The sequence below is a fragment of the Streptococcus sp. 20925_1_77 genome (genome assembly GCF_041432125.1).
Classification (GTDB): Bacteria; Bacillota; Bacilli; order Lactobacillales; family Streptococcaceae; genus Streptococcus.
Genome location: NZ_JAPVZB010000019.1, coordinates 1 through 19,539 on the forward strand (window position 1 = coordinate 1; position 19,539 = coordinate 19,539).

The following is a 19,539-nucleotide window of genomic DNA, read 5'->3' on the forward strand; positions in this document are numbered from 1 at the left end:
CTATTTCAGAGCTCGTTTACTTCTTTTAAGGAATTACTTGGAGGGAACAAAAGAAAAACAGAGATGGAAGAAATTACTTTTCTTCCATCTCTGTTTTTTGTCCTTGAATAGCTTTTTTAAGCCACCAAAGTGAGCCAACTAGGATCAGGGCAGCAAGCCAAAAAATCCAAGCCTCAATAGTGGTTAGAAAAAAGTAAAGAGCGATAGCATCGACCAATAAAAGTGGGATGAGAATCTGTTTTCTTATTTTCATAAGAATATTGTATCATAAATTCTAGAGGAAACAAGTGAAATAAAGCCTTTCTAGGTATTTTGTAGGATCCGAAAAGGTCCGATAGGATTAGTTAGTGAATTTTCTTTCAGGAGTGCATCTTGGTCCTATTTGTGGTAAAATAGTAAAGATATGAGTAAAGAATTTCATCATGTAACGGTTTTGCTTCATGAAACGATCGATATGCTGGATGTTAAGCCAGATGGGATCTATGTAGACGCCACATTGGGTGGGGCAGGCCACAGCGAATATTTGTTAACAAAATTAAATGAATCGGGCCATCTTTATGCCTTTGACCAAGATCAGCATGCGATTGAGAATGCTAAGATTCGATTGGCACCTTTCATTGAGAAAGGCATGGTGACCTTCATTAAGGATAACTTTCGTCATTTGAAGGAACGTCTAAACGAATTGGGTGTGACTGAAATTGATGGAATCTGTTATGACCTAGGTGTCTCTAGTCCTCAGTTAGATGAACGGGAACGCGGATTTTCTTACAAGAAAGATGCGCCTCTGGACATGCGGATGAATCAAGAAGCTTCCTTAACGGCTTATGAGGTCGTAAATAGCTACGATTACCATGATCTAGTCCGTATTTTTTTCAAATATGGAGAGGACAAATTTTCCAAGCAAATTGCGCGGAAAATTGAGCAAGCACGAGCAATTAAACCGATTGAAACGACGACTGAATTAGCAGAGATTATTAAATCTGCTAAACCAGCTAAGGAGCTCAAGAAAAAGGGCCATCCTGCTAAACAGATTTTCCAAGCCATTCGTATCGAAGTCAATGATGAACTGGGAGCTGCAGATGAATCAATTCAGCAAGCCATGGATTTGTTGGCCCTCGATGGTCGTATTTCTGTGATTACCTTTCATTCGTTAGAGGATCGATTGACCAAACAATTGTTTAAAGAAGCTTCGACGGTTGAGGTTCCAAAGGGACTTCCCTTTATTCCAGATGATTTGAAACCAAAGATGGAGTTGGTCAACCGGAAACCTATTTTGCCAAGTGATGAAGAGCTTGAGGATAATAATCGATCCCATTCAGCAAAACTACGGGTTGCTCGAAAAATACACAAGTAAGAGGAATTGATATGGCAGCAAGAGATGAGAGAACAAGAACACAGGTACTGCAAGACCGCTTTCGCCGTTTCTCTAGAGTAGAAAAGGCTTTTTATGGGTCGATTGTCTTAACAGCTGTGATTTTAGCCATTAGTATCGTCTTTATGCAGACACGGATTTTACAAGTTCAAAGTGAATTGACGGATTTGAATACGGAACTAGAAGCCAAGAAGACGGAATTGGCAGATGTTCGTCAAGAGGTCAATGAATTAACACGTTATGACCGCTTATCACAGTTGGCTAGCTCCCAAGGAATGAAGCTGCAAAAAGAAAATCGAAAAACAGTGAGTGCAAGTAGTGATGAATAAATTCAAAAAATTTTTGATCGGGTATTCGATAAAGAAACGTCGCTTGCCGGATCAGAATCGAAAACAAGTTGGGAAAAATCTCAGTGTACTGGCGATTTTCCTCTTTTTTCTCTTTCTGATTAATTTTGCAATGATCATTGGGACTGACAAAAAATTTGGTGTGACCTTATCGGATCAAGCCAAAAAAGTCCATGAGCAGACGGTCATTGTTCCTGCAAAACGTGGAACGATCTACGACCGAAATGGAGCAGTAATTGCTGAAGATGCGACGACCTATAACGTTTATGCTATTATTGATAAAAAGTACAAATCAGCAACTGGGAAAATCCTCTATGTAGAAGAGAGCCAATTTAAAAAAGTAGCAGAAATCTTTAAGCAGTACTTAGGGATGGATGAGGATTACGTCATTCAACAGTTGTCGCAAAAGAAATTGAAACAGGTTTCTTTTGGCTCGAACGGAAACGGCATAACTTATAGTAATATGACAGCCATCCGTGAGGCCATGGAAGCGGCGAAGATTGAAGGGGTTGCCTTTACAACCAGTCCAAATCGAAGCTATAAAAATGGAGTTTTTGCTTCTCAATTTATAGGTCAGGCCTCTCTTCAAGAAGATAAAGAGGGGAATAAAACCCTGAAGGGACAATCAGGGATGGAGAAATCCCTCGATCGTATTCTCGCTGGACAAAATGGGGTTATCACCTATGATAAAGACCGAAACGGCAATATCGTTCCTGGTTCAGATAAGGTTTCTGTCAAAACAGAAGATGGAAAAGATGTCTATACGACCATTTCAGCAGAATTACAAACCTACCTTGAGACGCGAATGGATGTTTTCCAAGAAAAAGTAAAAGGAAAGTATGTTAGTGCGACTCTTGTGAGTGCAAAAACAGGAGAAATCCTTGCGACAACGCAACGTCCTTCCTATAATGCGGATACCAAACAAGGGCTGGATCTGAAAAACTTGAAAACCTGGAATACCATCCTTTATCAAGATCAATATGAACCGGGTTCAACGATGAAGGTCATGTTATTAGCTTCGGCGATTGATCATGGAACCTTCCCAGCTTATAATGAGGTATACTACAGTAACGAACTACAAGTAAAAGATGCGACCATCCGTGACTGGGATGTCAATATGGGACTGGCTGAAGGTCGCTATATGAATATCGCGCAGGGCTTTGCTTACTCAAGTAACGTGGGGATGACCCGCTTAGAGCAAAAGATGGGAAATGCTGTCTGGATGGACTACCTAACCCGTTTTAAATTCGGTCTTCCAACTCGTTTTGGAATGGGAAATGAAGCTTATGGTGGTCTTCCGGGCGATAACTACGTCAGTCAGGCACAATCTGCCTTTGGTCAAGGGATTTCCGTCAGTCAAACTCAAATGTTACGGGCCTTTAGTGCTATCGCCAATGATGGGCAAATGTTGGAGCCGAAGTTTATTAGTGCCATTTACGATAAAAAATCAGACACAGCCCGCAAATCAAAAAAAGAAGTTGTTGGAAAACCAGTTTCAGGATCAGCTGCGCAACAGACTCGAAATTATATGATCACCGTCGGAACAGATCCAGAGTATGGAACCTTGTACAGTGATGGACCTATCATTCAGGTACCCGGTCAAAACGTTGCAGTGAAATCAGGGACTGCCCAAATGGCGACAGATCAAGGATACTTGCAAGGAGAAAATGATTATATCAACTCGGTTGTAGCGATGACACCTGCAGAAGACCCTGAATTCATCATGTATGTAACAGTCCAACAACCAGAAGTGAAATTCTCAGCCACTAGCTGGGAAGAACTGGTCAATCCTATTTTGGAAGATGCAGTTGCTTTAAAAGATGAATTGCACTTAACATCAGAGGCACCAACTTTGGATGATGTGACCAAAGAAACGACCTACAAAATCCCTTCAGTGGAAACTCTCTCTAAAGAGTTGAATCTGAAGCAAAATCTAAGCCCAGGTGCTTATTCAGAGGAATTGCGTCGCAATTTGGTGCAACCAATTGTCCTAGGAACCGGGAAAAATATCCGCAAAATGTCTGTGGATGTAGGCTCTAAAGTCAAAGCCAATCAACAAGTATTGTTATTGACAGAAGACTTTGATGCGGTTCCAGATATGTATGGTTGGACTAAGAAAAATGCAGACATCTTTGGAGAATGGACTGGAATTGAAATTACCTATAAAGGTAGTGGAAAGAAAGTAACCAAACAAAGTGTCAAAATGAACACCTCACTCAATAAAACCAAAAAGATTACGTTAACATTAGGAGACTAAGATGTATATTGCTACGATCCTTGTATCGTTTCTATTAACAGTGGCTGCTATTCCAGCCTTTATTCGATTTTACCATCGTGCTCATATTTCTGGGCAACAAATGCATGAAGATGTGAAACAACACAAAGCGAAAGCTGGCACTCCAACAATGGGTGGAGTGGTGTTTCTCATTACAGCAGTTCTAGTCAGTTTTGTCGTTACCGTATTGACTGGAAATTTCACGCGACCTGTTCAACTTACTCTATTTATCTTGATTCTATATGGAATTGTTGGATTTTTGGATGACTTTTTAAAGGTTTTTCGTAAGATTAATGAAGGGCTCAATCCAAAGCAAAAATTAGCTCTTCAACTCGTTGGTGGAATCATCTTCTATATTTTTTCTGAACGCCACGGTGCAGGAAGCCTTTTGAATGTCTTTGGTTACGATCTTTACTTGGGCCATTTCTACATTCTCTTTGCTTTGTTTTGGTTGGTTGGTTTTTCAAATGCCGTCAATTTGACAGATGGGATTGATGGATTAGCCAGCATTTCCGTTGCCATTAGCCTGAGTGCCTATTCCTTTATTGCCTATATGCAAGGAAAATGGGACATTCTCTTTGTCACCTTGAGTATGATTGGGGCCTTGCTAGGATTCTTTGTCTTCAACCACAAGCCGGCTAAAATCTTTATGGGAGATGTCGGTAGTCTAGCTCTTGGAGGGATGCTTGCAGCCTTGTCAATGGCTTTGCATGTCGAGTGGACGCTGCTCTTGATTGGTCTGGTCTATGTCATTGAAACAGGTTCAGTGATGCTACAAGTGACCTATTTCAAATGGACCAAGAAACGTTACGGGGAAGGACGTCGGATTTTCCGAATGACTCCTTTCCACCATCATTTAGAACTGGGCGGCCTTTCTGGTAATGGGCAAAACTGGTCAGAATGGAAAGTGGATGCCTTTATGTGGACCATTGCCTTTGTAACAAGTGTCGTGACTCTAGTCCTTCTCTACCTATAAAACGACGGTGGGCTTGCCCATCGTTTTTTGCTGACTGAGAGAGACTTCGCTGGTTAGGAAAAATGACTCATAAGAGAAGCAAGAAGACAGCTTTTCTGATATAATAATAGAGATCATGAAAGGAACTGAGAAAATGAAATTTACAGAGTTTAATTTTAAGCCCTATATTCAAGAGGCACTGAAAGAAATCAATTTTAGAGAAGCAACCGAAGTACAGGAAAAACTAATTCCGATTGTCCTAGCTGGAAATGATTTGGTAGGAGAGTCAAAGACTGGTTCTGGGAAAACCCATACGTTCCTCTTGCCGATTTTTCAAACGTTAAACGAAGACAGCCAACAAGTTGAAGCGGTCATCACGGCTCCTAGTCGGGAGTTGGCGACGCAAATTTACCAAGCTGCTCGTCAAATCGCTAGTCATTCTGAAAAAGAGATTCGGATTGTGAATTATGTTGGAGGAACGGATAAAAGCCGTCAGATTGAAAAACTGCAGGTCAAACAACCACATATCGTGATTGGAACTCCAGGCCGGATCTACGATCTAGTTGCATCTGGTGATCTGGCTATTCATAAGGCCCATACTTTTGTGGTAGATGAGGCGGATATGACACTGGACATGGGATTCTTGTCAACCGTGGATAAGATTGCTTCAAGACTTCCGCAACAACTGCAATTTTTAGTTTTTTCAGCCACCATTCCGCAGAAATTACAACCTTTCTTGAAAAAATATCTCTCAAACCCAGTCATGGAGCAGATTAAGACCAAGACGGTGATTTCAGATACCATCGATAATTGGCTGGTTTCGACCAAGGGTCGGGATAAAAATGAGCAAATTTACCAATTGACCAAGACCTTGCAACCTTATTTGGCTATGATTTTCGTTAATACCAAAACGAGAGCAGATGATCTCCATGCCTATTTAGTGGCTCAAGGATTAAAAGTGGCGAAGATTCACGGAGATATCCCACCACGTGAACGGAAACGGATCATGAATCAGGTTAAAAATCTTGATTTTGAGTATATTGTGGCCACCGATTTGGCGGCGCGTGGAATTGATATCGAAGGGGTGAGTCATGTCATCAACGATGCCATTCCACAAGATCTTTCCTTCTTTGTTCACCGTGTTGGCCGGACAGGACGCAATGGTCTACCAGGTGTCGCTATTACTCTTTATCAACCGAGTGATGATTCAGATATCCGTGAACTAGAAAAAATGGGCATTCGTTTCGTACCGAAAGTGTTGAAAAATGGGGTTATTGAAGATACTTATGATCGGGATAGACGGGCCAATCGTGAGAAAAAGCAAGAGAAACTCGACATCGAAATGATTGGTCTGGTGAAGAAGAAAAAGAAAAAAATCAAACCAGGCTACAAGAAAAAAATTAAATGGGCAGTTGATGAAAAGCGGAGAAAAGCTAAGCGAGCTGAAAACCGTGCGCGTGGTCGGGCCGAACGAAAGGCCAAACGTCAAACTTTCTAACCCCTTCTTTCAAATGTTCAGAAGAAAACATAGATTTTCTTTATGAACTCCATAAAGAAAAACTATTAGGAACTTGTCTAAAATTATGATAGACTAAATTTGAGTAGTCTATCATTTTTCTATTTCTGTAGCAATTTTTGGAATTCCGATAGTGAATGTGATAGAATGTTTATGTTCGAGAAAGGAAGTAACAAAAATGTTTACAACTAATCTTTTAACTGCCAACTGGTATGCTGACTTTTTAAAACACGTTCCAGATAGCAAGCTGTTTAGTTTGAGAGCTGTATTGGATGCATTTCCGGCTGTCATAGGAAAATTGCCTGTGACGATTTTATTAGCCCTAGGAGGCGCATTTTTTGGGATTATTTTTGCCATGATTTTTGCTCTGGTCAAAATTAATCGTGTACGAATTCTTTACCCGATTCAAGCTGTTTTTGTCAGTTTTTTACGGGGGACTCCTTTGTTGGTTCAGTTGATGTTGACCTATTATGGGATTCCTCTTATTTTAAAAGCGATCAATCAGTCTTATGGAACAGCTTTTAATATTAATGCCATTCCGGCTGAGCTGTTTGCAATTGTTGCTCTTGCCTTTAATGAGGCGGCTTATGCGAGTGAGACCATCCGGGCAGCCATTTTATCAGTGGATCCTGGTGAAATTGAGGCAGCGCGTAGTCTTGGGATGACCAACCGTCAAGTTTATCGCCGGATTATTATTCCCAATGCAGCAGTCGTTGCAACTCCTACTTTAATCAACTCTCTCATCGGATTGACCAAGGGGACTTCGCTAGCCTTTAGTGCCAGTGTGGTTGAAATTTTTGCCCAAGCACGGATTATTGGTGGGAGCGATTTGAAGTACTTTGAACGCTTTATCACGGTATCGATTGTTTACTGGATTGTGAACATTCTCATTGAAATACTAGGCCGTCACATTGAACGTCGACTGGATATTGAGACTCCCGTAGCAATTGATTTACCAGATCAGGAGGTCCGTATCTAATGATTTATATTTCAGAATTATCAAAGACATTTTCAGGTCAAAAGGTTTTAAATAATCTCAGTTTGGAAATTCAAAAAGGGGAAGTCGTGGCCCTAATCGGGTCTTCGGGAGCTGGTAAATCAACCTTCTTACGCAGTTTAAACTATTTGGAAGCACCAGATAGCGGTAGAATTAAGATTGATGATTTCGAAGTTGATTTTGAGCACATTACCCAAGATCAAATCTTGACCTTAAGAAGAAAATTGGCCATGGTGTTCCAACAGTTTAATTTGTTTGGTAGAAAAACAGCTCTTGAAAATGTGAAAGAAGGGCTCATTGTTGTGAAGGGCTTATCCGATCAAGAAGCAACGAAAATTGCTCGAGAAGAACTAGCAAAAGTCGGTTTATCGGATCGTGAAAATCACTATCCTCGTCACCTCTCAGGTGGACAAAAACAACGGGTGGCTTTGGCCCGTGCTTTGGCCATGAAACCAGAAGTTCTTTTGCTGGATGAACCGACTTCAGCCTTGGATCCAGAATTGGTTGGAGAAGTTGAAAAATCCATTGCCAATGCTGCAAAATCAGGACAAACCATGGTACTGGTCAGCCATGATATGTCTTTTGTAGCGCAAGTAGCAGATAAGGTCCTATTTTTGGATAAAGGACGGATTATTGAATCTGGAACACCAGAGGAAATCATGCAACATCCAAAAGAAGAACGGACAAAAGAATTCTTTGCTAGTTACAAACGGACCTATGTTTGATATAATAGAGGAGAGGTAAGACTCAGCTGGCGATGCTAGCTGGGTTTGTTTTCTGAAAATGTAAAAATATTTGGAGTCGTGATGTTAAATAAATTATTGTCCTTATATTTACAAAGTTTAGTGACGACAACGATTTTAGTTGGGATCGCTTCTTGTATTTGGATTGGCTACCGTGCCCTTAAGAAGAAAGATAAAACAGCCAAGCAACGACAAGCCCATTTGTATGATATCCTCTTAATTGATATCATGACGATTCCTATTTTAACCTTTGCGGTCATAGGGATTTTGTTTATCTTTCAAGCACGATAATTGCAAAAAGACTGTGTTAGAATTATAATGGTTACAACAAAACAGAAAGAGGTTGAGTATGTTTGATACAGTGATTATTGGAGCAGGTCCTGCAGGGATGACTGCTGCCCTTTATGCAGCACGAAGCAATTTAAAAGTCGCATTGATTGAGAGAGGAATTCCAGGTGGTCAAATGAACAATACGTCTGACATCGAAAACTATCCTGGCTATGCGAATATTAGTGGCCCAGACTTGGCTGAAAAAATGTTTGAGCCTTTAGAAAATCTTGGCGTGGAACATTTGTTTGGTCAGGTAGAGCGTATCGAAGACCTTGGAGCAACCAAAAAGATTGTCACAGATGATGGGGAATTTGAAGCTAAAACCGTGGTGATTGCAACAGGGTCTAACCATCGTTCATTGAATGTCCCTGGCGAAGAGGAGCTGAATAGTAGAGGGGTTTCCTACTGTGCTGTTTGTGATGGAGCTTTCTTTAGAGACGAGGATCTCTTGGTCGTTGGTGGAGGTGATTCTGCGGTAGAAGAAGCTGTTTTTTTGACGCAGTTTGCAAAAACAGTGACCATTGCCCATCGTCGTGATCAATTGCGTGCCCAAAAAGTTCTTCAAGATCGTGCCTTTGCCAATGATAAAATTCACTTTGCTTGGAATACGGTTGTTGAAGAAATTAAGGGTGAACAAAAAGTAACGTCTGTCCTTTTAAAAGATGTGAAGACAGGAGAGGTTAGAGAGCAAGCCTTCGGTGGTGTCTTTATCTATGTCGGTTTAGATCCTGTCAGTGATTTTGCGACAGAACTTGGTATTTTAGATGAAAATGGCTGGGTGGTCACGGATGATCATATGAGAACCACAGTCCCAGGTATTTTTGCAGTTGGCGATGTTCGTCAAAAAGATTTGCGTCAAGTGACGACAGCAGTCGGAGACGGTGCGATTGCTGGCCAAGAAGTTTATAAATATATCACAGATAACTTTTAATCCAAAAAAATCTGAGCTTCCTGTCTCAGATTTTTTTCATGCTTTCCTTTCAGTATTCAATAGGGCTGAAATGTGCTATAATGGTACTAATTTTATGGTAGGAATTCATAGAACAAATCAATAAAAAAAGAGGTATACATATGTATCCAGATGACAGTTTAACTTTGCATACTGATTTATACCAAATCAACATGATGCAAGTCTATTTTGATCAAGGTATCCACAATAAACATGCCGTATTTGAAGTCTATTTTCGTCAACAGCCTTTTAAAAACGGCTACGCAGTATTTGCTGGCTTAGAGAGAATTGTGAAATACTTGGAAAACTTGTGCTTTTCTGAGAGCGATATTGCCTATTTAGAGTCACTTGGTTATCATGGGGCCTTCTTGGAATATCTCCGTGATCTCAAGCTGGAACTGACGGTACGCTCGGCTCAAGAAGGAGACTTAGTCTTTGCCAACGAACCAATTGTTCAGGTAGAGGGCCCTCTAGCCCAGTGTCAATTGGTGGAAACAGCTCTCTTGAATATCGTCAACTTTCAAACCTTGATTGCCACAAAAGCTGCTCGTATTCGTTCAGTCATTGAAGATGAGCCTTTGATGGAATTTGGAACCCGTCGTGCGCAAGAAATGGATGCTGCCATTTGGGGAACTCGTGCGGCAGTCATCGGAGGTGCCAATGGAACTAGTAATGTACGTGCAGGTAAGCTCTTTGGAATCCCAGTTTTAGGAACTCATGCCCATTCTCTTGTACAGGTTTATGGAAATGACTACCAGGCCTTTAGGGCTTATGCGGAAACCCATAAAGATTGTGTTTTCCTCGTCGATACTTATGATACCCTGCGTATTGGGGTCCCTGCTGCTATTCAGGTAGCGCGTGAAATGGGAGATAAAATCAATTTCCTAGGCGTCCGGATTGACTCAGGAGATATTGCCTATATTTCTAAAAAGGTCCGCCAGCAATTAGATGAGGCTGGGTTTACAAATGCTAAAATCTACGCTTCTAATGACTTGGATGAAAATACCATCCTCAACTTAAAAATGCAAAAAGCAAAAATTGATGTTTGGGGTGTAGGAACCAAGTTAATTACAGCTTACGATCAACCAGCGCTTGGAGCGGTATACAAAATTGTTTCTGTTGAAAATGATAAAGGAGAGATGATCAATACCATCAAGCTTTCCAATAATGCCGAGAAAGTTTCTACTCCAGGTAAAAAGCAAGTCTGGCGGATTACGAGCCGTGAAAAAGGTAAGTCAGAAGGAGACTACATCACTTATGATGGAGTAGATGTTTCACAACTGACAGAACTTAAAATGTTCCATCCAACTTATACCTACATTAATAAAACAGTTCGAAACTTTGAGGCCATTCCTCTTTTAGTGGATATTTTTAAAGAGGGTCAATTGGTTTATCAATTGCCAACATTATCAGAAATTCAAGAATATGCTCGTAAAAATTACGATCAATTATGGGATGAATACAAGCGTGTCCTCAATCCACAGCATTACCCAGTTGACTTGGCCAAAGATATTTGGCAGGATAAGATGGATCTGATCGAGGAAATGCGTAACAAGGCCAATGGAGAAGGAGAAGCCAAATGAGTTTGCAAGAAGAGATTATCCAACAATTGGGTGTCAAGCCTAGCATTGATCCTCAGGAAGAGATTCGCCACTCGGTTGATTTCTTAAAAAGATATCTAAAGAAGCATCCCTTCTTGAAAACATTTGTATTAGGGATCTCAGGAGGACAAGATTCAACTCTTGCTGGACGATTAGCTCAATTGGCCATGGAAGAAATGCGAGCAGAAACAGGAGATGCCTCCTATCAATTTATTGCCGTTCGTCTTCCTTATGGGGTACAGGCAGATGAAGCAGATGCACAAAAAGCTTTGGCCTTTATCCAGCCGGATGTTAGCCTAGTCGTTAACATCAAGGAATCGGTTGATGCTATGGAACGTGCTGTCGAAGTAACAGGAACGGATATCTCCGACTTCAACAAGGGCAATATCAAGGCACGGAGCCGCATGATTGCTCAGTATGCTTTAGCAGGTGCGCGGAGTGGAGCCGTTATTGGGACGGACCATGCAGCGGAAAACATTACAGGTTTCTTCACAAAATTTGGAGATGGTGGTGCAGATATTTTACCCCTTTTCCGTTTGAACAAGCGCCAAGGAAAACAATTGCTTAAAGCCTTGGGAGCTGATCCTGCTCTCTATGAGAAAATCCCAACTGCAGATTTGGAAGAAGAAAAACCAGGTGTTGCTGATGAAGTAGCGCTGGGTGTCACCTATAATGAAATCGATGATTACCTAGAAGGCAAACAAGTGAGCCCAGAGGCTCAAGCAACTATTGAAAAATGGTGGTACAAAGGCCAACACAAACGCCACTTGCCAATCACAGTATTTGATCATTTCTGGGAGTAAAAAGTTTTAGCCCGTAACTTAGCATAGGAGAACGAGGTAGAAATCAGTAACTCGCAGAGTTCGATTTCGTAGTCTTCTCAACATACAATATTGTGAATAGCATTAAAAAGAAGGGCGGTTTTATCCGTCCTTTTCTTCTAGATTAAAGTAAAAAAATTGCAGAATTCAAGTTGCATGAAAAAACGAAGGAGACAACATATGAATCATCTTGGTAGTCTTGTTATGGAGACAGAGCATTTATACTTGAGGCCTTTCGTTTTGGAAGATGCACCAGCGATGTATGAAAATTGGGCTTCTGATCCTGAAAATCTGAAATATGTTACCTGGGATGCCCATACATCTTCTGAGCGGACCAGAGAATCGATCAAAAGATGGGTCGAACAGTATCAAAAATCAGATACTTATAAATGGGCGATCTGTTTCAAAACATCACCGGATCAGGTAATTGGAGATATTAGTGTGGTTTCCCAAGACCAGGAAAGTCAATCTTGCGAGCTGGGTTATATCCTTGGCAAGAAATTCTGGGGGAAGGGATTCATGACAGAAGCTGTCATAGCTGTTTTGGATTTCTTATCGAACGAAGTTGGATTTAAAGAAATCAAAGCCACTTATATCAGTTTAAATCCTGCTTCTGGAAAAGTCATGGAAAAGGCCGGAATGCAGTATGTAGAAATCATCCCTAAAGCCATTCAACGCAAAGGATACTGCGGGGATAAAATTATTTATTCCATACAGAACCCCTCTCTATAGGGTGATTTTTACTTGAAGATTCTGCTCAAAGGATTATAATAGTAGATAACGAAAAAAGGAGATTGCTATGTCAGAATTAACGAAAGAATTTACAGACCAGCTCTATGCCAATTATGAAGCAAACGTGAAATATGCGGCTCTTGAAAATGCTGTTACCCATAATGGGATTCATGCATCGCTTGAAACGCGCAAGAGTGCAGTAGAACATACACCAGTCTTTTCACTTGATTTGACCAAGGACAAGGTTACAAACCAAAAAGCATCTGGGCGTTGTTGGATGTTTGCGGCTTTAAATACCTTCCGTCACAAGATGATCTCAAGCTTTCAATTGGAAGATTTTGAGTTGTCTCAAGCACATACTTTCTTTTGGGATAAGTATGAAAAAGCAAACTGGTTTTTGGAGCAAGTGATTGCTACAGCAGACCAAGAATTAACCAGCCGTAAGGTGGCTTTTCTCCTACAAACCCCTCAACAAGATGGCGGTCAATGGGATATGGTAGTATCTCTCTTTGAGAAATACGGAGTGGTTCCAAAATCAGTTTATCCAGAATCGATTTCTTCAAGCAATAGCCGGGAATTGAACACCTACCTCAATAAACTCTTGCGTCAAGATGCGCAAATCTTGCGTGACTTGATTCACTCAGGCGTAGATAATGAGGCGGTTGCGACCAAGAAACAAGCGTTGTTGCAAGAAATTTTTAACTTCTTAGCCATGGCTTTAGGATTGCCTCCACGTGAATTTGACTTTTCATACCGCGATAAGGACAACCAATTCCATAGCGAAAGTGGCTTAACTCCACAAAGCTTCTACAAAAAATATGTAGATCTTCAATTAGATGATTACGTCTCCATTATCAATGCCCCAACTACAGATAAGCCATATGGAAAATCTTACACAGTAGATATGCTGGGCAATGTTGTTGGTAGCCGTCCAGTCCGCTACCTAAATGTTCCAATGGATCGATTGAAAGAATTAGCCATTGCTCAAATGAAAGCAGGGGAAACTGTCTGGTTTGGTTCAGATGTAGGCCAAGTCAGCAACCGTAAAGCCGGAATCCTGGCAACAGATGTCTACGATTTTGAAGCAGGCATGGACATTCGTTTGACACAAGACAAGGCGGGTCGCTTGGACTATGCAGAAAGTCTCATGACACATGCTATGGTCTTGACAGGGGTTGATTTAGACGAAGCAGGTCAGTCTCGTAAATGGAAGGTTGAAAATTCATGGGGAGACAAGGTCGGTACAGATGGTTACTTTGTGGCTTCTGATGCTTGGATGGATGAATATACCTACCAAATCGTAGTTCGTAAAGAATTCCTAACAGCAGACGAATTAGCAGCCTATGAAGCAGAACCAATTGTCCTAGCACCGTGGGATCCAATGGGAGCTTTAGCAAAATAATGATATAGAAAAGAGCCGAAAGGCTCTTTTTTTGTATGCTCCAAAATAGCTGGGAAGTTAATTTAAATAAACCAGCTTTATTCGTGCTGGCATCTAAATCAAGAAGCAGAAGGTTCTGATGTTTCAATCATTGTTTTAAAAAAAGCCGGGCAAAAGCCCGACTTCTCCATTCTATTATTCGTTATGATTGTTAGAGTCTTGCGAAGAAGGCTCAGATGGTTTAGATTGATTTTCTTCGTTCGAAGAGCTAGACGATGGTTCTTCATACGAATACTGATCAGTGGAATAACTTGGCTCATAGTAGTAGTTATTGTAGTTGTTCTTACCATTGTTTAAGTAGAGATAAGAACCACTTCGATACAGTCCACTTGGTTGCGTCCAATCCGTATGACCAGAGTTATTATTATTAGCAAGATAGAGCATCATTTGACGGTAGACATCCGTTGCGACCTGTATTCCATTATCCAATACTGGTGTAAAGCGATTGGAATAACCTGTCCATACTGCCATGGCATATTCAGGAGTGTAGCCTACAAACAATTCATCCGGTGTTACAATATTTGAATAAGCATTTTTTGTCAATTTACCGATTTCGTTATCAGCATAGTTTGATGTACCTGTCTTACCAGCTTGGTAGATTCCCGAAATGGCAGCATTTGTACCGGTACCAGACAAGAGAACTGTCTTCATCATATCTGTCATCATGTAGGCAGTTGTTGCTTTCATTGCACGAGTTCCTTCGGACTCAAATTCCTTGGTTGTGCCATCACTAAAGACAACCCGACTAACATAGGATGGTTTGTAATAGGTACCGCCATTGGCAAAAGCAGCATAGGCAGCTGCCATTTTCTCACTGCTGGCTCCGTATTTGTTGCTAGAATCGCTAGTGTTACTCGAGATAGCGTTGGCGTAAACCATTTCTGGGTAATCGATCCCTAATCCATTGAGGAATTTCTTAGCTTGTTTAAGACCAACTTTTTCCAGGGCCTTCACCGCAGGCACGTTACGAGATTGTTGAATTGCGTAGGTAATGGACATGCTACCATAGTATGAACGGTCCCAGTTGTAGACAGGCGTTGATGAATGAGGGAAGTTGTATGGCGCATCTGTTGTAGTAGCTGCTGTAGAGGTATATTCCTCATGTTCAAGAGCTGGTGCGTAATCTGTGATTGGTTTCATTGTTGAACCCCAGTCACGGTTCGTTTCAACCGCTTGGTTTGTACCAAAGGAAACATTGCTGGATTGGTGACGAGAACCCAGCTGAGCAATGACTTTACCAGTATTGACATCAATAACGGTAGAAGCTACTTGCATTTCATCATCCGGGTAATTGACATATTCATCTGTATTGTAGATATCCCATAGTTTCTTTTGAGCTTCTGTATCCACGTTTGTATAGACATCCATTCCGGTTGTCAACAAATTGTAGCCCGTTTCTTCTTCGACCTGTTCGATCACTTCTTTCAGGTAATTATCCATATAGGCTGGATAACTGCTTGAAGAACTAAGACTTTGTAGACCATCTGTAACAGGTGTGTTGACCGCTGCTTCGTATTGTTTATTAGAAATGGTCTTCATATCGAGCATTTCTTTTAATACTAAGTTTCGGCGTTGTTGTGCTGCTTCAGGGTGGGAGTATGGGTCGTATTGGTTTGGTGCTTGGGGCATCCCTGCAAGGAGTGCCAATTGAGGGAGCGAAAGATCTTTTAGATCTTTTCCGTAATAACTTTTCGCAGCCGTCTGCATTCCGTAGTTCCCATTCGCCATAAATACTTTATTGACGTAATAGGTCAAGATTTCTTGTTTGGTTGCTTTCTTTTCTAGTTGGGTTGCTAACCAAGCTTCTTGGATCTTACGAGAGAGGGTACGGTCAGAGGCCGAAGTAGAGAAATAGGTTAATTTGATCAATTGTTGCGTCAAGGTTGATCCACCTTGACTTCCTCCTCGCAAGTTGTGAAGGAAGGAACCACCGATCCGAATGATGTCGACCCCGCGGTGATTGAAGAAACGGTGGTCTTCAATCGCGACGATAGCATTGACCAAATCAGTAGGGATTTCATTTGCTGTGACATTGATTCGTTTTTCAGCTCCCAAATCTGCGATCAAGTTATTTTGGTTGTCATAGATTTTACTCGATGTTGTTGCAACCAAATCTTTTTCAGATAAGGTTGGTGCTTTCATGGCATAATAACCAAATATCAGTCCGCCAAGGACGAATAAAAGTAAGAAAAATGAAATGGCTGCGATCGCAACATATTTCAACCACTGAATGACTGTTTGTTTATTCATTTAAATACCGCCTAGAAGTTTCTGTTCGATAATATCAAGATAAGGAACGCTTGGAAGACGATTCTTATCTACTAGAAAGCCGTGCTCCTGAATATAGGAGAGGGGCATGGATTTACTACCATGATCGATGTTGTAATAGTGAATTAATGCAGGAGCAGGAAGTAAGTAGGTTTCACTCAACTTTGCAAAATGCAAGAGAACGAAACAGATACCGCCTTGCTGGACAACCGCCTCCATATGATCGATCTGATGTTGATGAAAATTTTTCATCGGCATGGATTGCTTTTGCTGTGTTTCCTTAGCTTCAAAATCGATATAGTGTCCCTTGTATACTCCAGAATAGTCCGTCGTTGAGGCTTGCCTGAAATAGGCTTCAACAATTTTTGCCCGACTGCGACGTGGATAATCCACTTTCACGATTTGAATCGGTGTTGGTTTTTTATGGATGACAGCTAGACCTCGAGAAAGATAGTATTGATTGCTTTCATTGATCATTTTTTCAAATGTCATCCCACGATTCGCAAAGTCGACTGGATGTTTCCTTTGTGTAGAGACCAAGGTTTTTTTGGCTACTTTATGTGGATAGTTGACCATAGTTCTCCTTATTGGTACAATTACATCACTCTATTATATCATAAATTAGAATAATGAGGAAAAAATGAATACCATACTTGTTGCAGGCTATAAGAGCTTTGATCTGGGCGTCTTTTCCAATAAAGACCCTCGACTGACCATTATCAAAAAAGCCATTGAAAGAGATCTTCGTCGTCTATTTGAAGAAGGAGTGAAATGGCTAGTCTTTTCTGGTAATTTGGGATTTGAGGCTTGGGTACTAGAGGTCGCCTTTGCATTAAAAAAAGATTACGATTTTCAAATGGCGACGATCTTCTTATTTGAGAATGTTGGCGAAAATTGGAATGAAAGCAATCAGGAATTATTAGCACGCTTCAAACAGGTGGATTTCGTGAAATATGCCTATCCACACTATAGCAATCCGGGTCAACTAAAAGAATACAATCAGTTTTTGATAGATAACGCGGATGGAGCTTATGTTTTTTATGATCCAGAAAATGAAACCAATTTAAAATATCTTTACAAAATGATGGTAGAAAAAGAACCATTTTATGTCAAACAATTAAGTTTTGATGACTTAAATGAACTTGCTGAAAATTTTTACGAAAACTAAGTGTTATACCTTGATTTTTCTTACCATTTTTTTATATAATTGAGATGATGAACTAGATTGGAGAGAGTAATGGCGAGTATTATTTTTACTGCGAAAGATATTTTTGATCAAGATTTCAAACGAGAAGTTCGTGGTTATAATAAAGATGAAGTAAATGAATTTTTGGATGATGTTATAAAAGACTATGAAACCTATGCTGCTTTGGTAAAGGAGTTGCGTGAAGAAAACGCCCGCCTTCGTGAAGAACTTGCCCAAAAAGCACAGGAAACACCACAAACATCTCCGATTGCTAGCACCGCTACGCAAGAATTCCCGCAAGTGACAACAGCGACGAACTTTGATATACTCAAACGTCTCAATCGTTTGGAAAAAGAAGTTTTTGGGAAGCAGATCGTAGATCGCGATTATTAATCCCATAGATTGTGCAATTTTTGGATAATCGCGTGAGAGAATCCTCTCATGAGGAAAGTCCATGCTAGCACAGGCTGTGATGCCTGTAGTGTTTGTGCTAGGTGAATCCATAAGCCTAGGGACTTGGTATTCAAGTTACGGCGAGTGAAGGAGCTAAGTCTAAGGATAAGCTCTAGTAACTCTGAAAGTGCCACAGTGACGTAGTTTTTAGGGAAACCTAAAAAGTGGAACGCGGTAAACCCCTCAAGCTAGCAACCCAAACTTTGGTCGGGGCATGGAATGCGTGGAAACGAACATAGCATTCTGACTGGAAACAGTAGACAGATGATTATCGAAGGAAATGGTACCTAGTCATTTCTGGAACAAAACATGGCTTATAGAAAATTGCATATAGGTTGATGAGGTGGAGAGAGATCTCAACCTCCTTTTTTAAAGTGATAGGAATAAGATGAAAAAACAATTTGAATTGATTGCAACGGTCGCTGCTGGCTTAGAGGCTGTTGTTGGTCGAGAACTACGTGATCTCGGCTACGATTGCCAGGTTGAAAATGGACGGATTCGATTTCAAGGAGACCGTCGAGCAATCATAGAGACCAATCTCTGGTTGCGCGCGGCTGATCGAGTAAAAATTGTGGTTGGGACTTTTCCAGCCAAAACCTTCGAAGAACTCTTTCAAGGTGTCTTTGCTTTGGATTGGGAAAATTATTTGCCTTTAGGAGCACGTTTTCCCATTTCTAAGGCTAAATGTGTCAAATCAAAACTTCATAATGAACCTAGCGTTCAGGCCATTTCGAAAAAAGCAGTGGTTAAAAAGTTACAAAAACATTATGCCCGCCCAGAAGGTGTTCCTCTCATGGAAAATGGGGCAGAGTTCAAGATCGAAGTATCGATCCTTAAAGATCAAGCCACTGTTTTGATTGACACCACTGGTAGTAGCCTCTTCAAACGTGGTTATCGGACTGAAAAAGGGGGAGCCCCTATTAAGGAAAATATGGCAGCAGCAATTCTTCTGCTGTCAAACTGGTATCCAGATAAACCCTTGATTGACCCGACATGTGGTTCTGGAACGTTTTGTATTGAGGCGGCAATGATTGCGAGAAATATGGCACCTGGTTTACGTCGGACCTTTTCTTTTGAAGAATGGAACTGGATGGATGATCGTTTGATTCATGAAGTCCGTCAAGAAGCAAGCAGAAAAATCAATCGCGAGATCGAATTGGATATTATGGGAACCGATATCGATGCACGGATGGTTGAGATTGCCAAAGAAAATGCCCAGAAAGCGGGCGTTAGCAATGATATTACTTTCAAACAAATGCGAGTCCAAGATCTTCACTCAGATAAGATCAACGGGGTGATTATCTCCAATCCTCCATATGGAGAACGCTTATCCGATGATGAAGGTGTGACGAAATTGTATACTGAAATGGGGCACGTATTTGCACCTCTCAAAACCTGGAGTAAATTTATCCTAACCAGTGATGAAGGTTTTGAATCTAAATTCGGTAGTAAAGCAGATAAAAAACGAAAACTTTATAACGGAACCCTAAAAGTTGATCTCTACCAATATTTTGGGGAACGAGTAAAACGGCAGATAAAGGCATAGAAAGGAT

19 protein-coding genes and 1 other RNA gene are annotated in these 19,539 nt (G+C 40.9%); 17 read left to right on the top strand and 3 right to left on the bottom strand.

Features of this window, described 5'->3' with window-relative positions; genetic code table 11:
• Nucleotides 1-73: 73 nt before the first annotated feature.
• Nucleotides 74-253 (bottom strand): hypothetical protein, encoded by a 180-nt coding sequence (locus O3626_RS09070; protein ID WP_003014929.1) that lies wholly within the window; start codon nt 251-253, stop codon nt 74-76.
• Nucleotides 254-403: 150 nt separating this feature from the next.
• Between O3626_RS09070 and rsmH the strand changes: the two genes are divergently transcribed.
• The 13 genes from rsmH to pepC all read left to right on the top strand — a co-directional run bounded on the left by rsmH (nt 404) and on the right by pepC (nt 14,040).
• Entirely contained in the window at nt 404-1,354 is a 951-nt protein-coding gene (rsmH, locus tag O3626_RS09075; protein ID WP_024054758.1) for a 16S rRNA (cytosine(1402)-N(4))-methyltransferase RsmH, read from the top strand.
• An 11-nt stretch (nt 1,355-1,365) separates the two neighbouring features.
• Entirely contained in the window at nt 1,366-1,701 is a 336-nt protein-coding gene (gene ftsL, locus O3626_RS09080; protein ID WP_003003929.1) for a cell division protein FtsL, read from the top strand.
• Nucleotides 1,694-3,976, top strand: a complete 2,283-nt coding sequence (gene pbp2X, locus O3626_RS09085) for a penicillin-binding protein PBP2X (protein ID WP_371496495.1) — start codon at nt 1,694-1,696, stop codon at nt 3,974-3,976. The genes ftsL and pbp2X overlap by 8 nt, the downstream gene beginning before the upstream one ends.
• Before the next feature lies 1 nt (nt 3,977).
• The gene (mraY, locus tag O3626_RS09090) at nt 3,978-4,970 is read left to right on the top strand and encodes a phospho-N-acetylmuramoyl-pentapeptide-transferase (RefSeq protein ID WP_070589973.1); all 993 of its coding nucleotides are present in this window, start codon (nt 3,978-3,980) and stop codon (nt 4,968-4,970) included.
• Nucleotides 4,971-5,103: 133 nt separating this feature from the next.
• Nucleotides 5,104-6,447 carry a DEAD/DEAH box helicase gene (locus tag O3626_RS09095; RefSeq protein ID WP_023920282.1) on the top strand — a complete coding sequence of 448 codons (1,344 nt, stop codon included), beginning with the start codon at nt 5,104-5,106 and terminating at the stop codon, nt 6,445-6,447.
• Between the two features lie 196 nt (nt 6,448-6,643).
• A complete protein-coding gene (locus tag O3626_RS09100) occupies nt 6,644-7,444 on the top strand; it encodes an amino acid ABC transporter permease (RefSeq protein WP_049498839.1) in 801 nt (266 codons plus the stop codon).
• Nucleotides 7,444-8,187, top strand: a complete 744-nt coding sequence (locus O3626_RS09105; RefSeq protein ID WP_003003991.1) for an amino acid ABC transporter ATP-binding protein — start codon at nt 7,444-7,446, stop codon at nt 8,185-8,187. The genes O3626_RS09100 and O3626_RS09105 overlap by 1 nt, the downstream gene beginning before the upstream one ends.
• An 81-nt stretch (nt 8,188-8,268) precedes the next feature.
• A complete protein-coding gene (locus tag O3626_RS09110) occupies nt 8,269-8,496 on the top strand; it encodes a DUF4059 family protein (RefSeq protein WP_003003995.1) in 228 nt (75 codons plus the stop codon).
• Nucleotides 8,497-8,554: 58 nt separating this feature from the next.
• Nucleotides 8,555-9,466, top strand: a complete 912-nt coding sequence (gene trxB, locus O3626_RS09115) for a thioredoxin-disulfide reductase (protein ID WP_371496498.1) — start codon at nt 8,555-8,557, stop codon at nt 9,464-9,466.
• Between the two features lie 140 nt (nt 9,467-9,606).
• Nucleotides 9,607-11,067, top strand: coding sequence for a nicotinate phosphoribosyltransferase (locus tag O3626_RS09120; RefSeq protein WP_201087887.1), 1,461 nt, complete (start codon nt 9,607-9,609; stop codon nt 11,065-11,067).
• Nucleotides 11,064-11,888: an ammonia-dependent NAD(+) synthetase gene (gene nadE, locus O3626_RS09125; protein ID WP_371496500.1), complete on the top strand. Its 825-nt coding sequence runs from the start codon at nt 11,064-11,066 to the stop codon at nt 11,886-11,888. The genes O3626_RS09120 and nadE overlap by 4 nt, the downstream gene beginning before the upstream one ends.
• A 198-nt stretch (nt 11,889-12,086) precedes the next feature.
• A complete protein-coding gene (locus tag O3626_RS09130) occupies nt 12,087-12,638 on the top strand; it encodes a GNAT family N-acetyltransferase (protein WP_371496502.1) in 552 nt (183 codons plus the stop codon).
• A gap of 67 nt (nt 12,639-12,705) precedes the next feature.
• Nucleotides 12,706-14,040: an aminopeptidase C gene (pepC, locus tag O3626_RS09135; protein ID WP_371496504.1), complete on the top strand. Its 1,335-nt coding sequence runs from the start codon at nt 12,706-12,708 to the stop codon at nt 14,038-14,040.
• 174 nt (nt 14,041-14,214) lie between these two features.
• Here pepC and pbp1a read toward each other — a convergent pair whose 3' ends face one another.
• Together pbp1a and recU are read right to left on the bottom strand one after the other, a co-directional pair.
• On the bottom strand, nt 14,215-16,329 hold the full coding sequence (pbp1a, locus tag O3626_RS09140; RefSeq protein ID WP_371496506.1) for a penicillin-binding protein PBP1A: 2,115 nt from the start codon (nt 16,327-16,329) through the stop codon (nt 14,215-14,217).
• A complete protein-coding gene (gene recU / locus O3626_RS09145; protein WP_195412123.1) occupies nt 16,330-16,923 on the bottom strand; it encodes a Holliday junction resolvase RecU in 594 nt (197 codons plus the stop codon). It lies immediately after the preceding gene.
• Nucleotides 16,924-16,987: 64 nt separating this feature from the next.
• On the opposite strand from recU, the gene O3626_RS09150 reads away from it, so the two are divergent.
• The 4 genes from O3626_RS09150 to O3626_RS09165 all read left to right on the top strand — a co-directional run bounded on the left by O3626_RS09150 (nt 16,988) and on the right by O3626_RS09165 (nt 19,532).
• On the top strand, nt 16,988-17,515 hold the full coding sequence (locus O3626_RS09150) for a DUF1273 domain-containing protein (protein WP_371496508.1): 528 nt from the start codon (nt 16,988-16,990) through the stop codon (nt 17,513-17,515).
• A 69-nt stretch (nt 17,516-17,584) separates the two neighbouring features.
• Complete coding sequence (gene gpsB, locus O3626_RS09155) at nt 17,585-17,926, top strand: cell division regulator GpsB (protein WP_003010351.1); 342 nt, start codon at nt 17,585-17,587, stop codon at nt 17,924-17,926.
• 16 nt (nt 17,927-17,942) lie between these two features.
• An RNA gene (rnpB, locus tag O3626_RS09160) (RNase P RNA component class B) lies at nt 17,943-18,308 on the top strand.
• 66 nt (nt 18,309-18,374) lie between these two features.
• Entirely contained in the window at nt 18,375-19,532 is a 1,158-nt protein-coding gene (locus O3626_RS09165) for a class I SAM-dependent RNA methyltransferase (RefSeq protein ID WP_371496510.1), read from the top strand.
• Nucleotides 19,533-19,539: the final 7 nt, after the last annotated feature.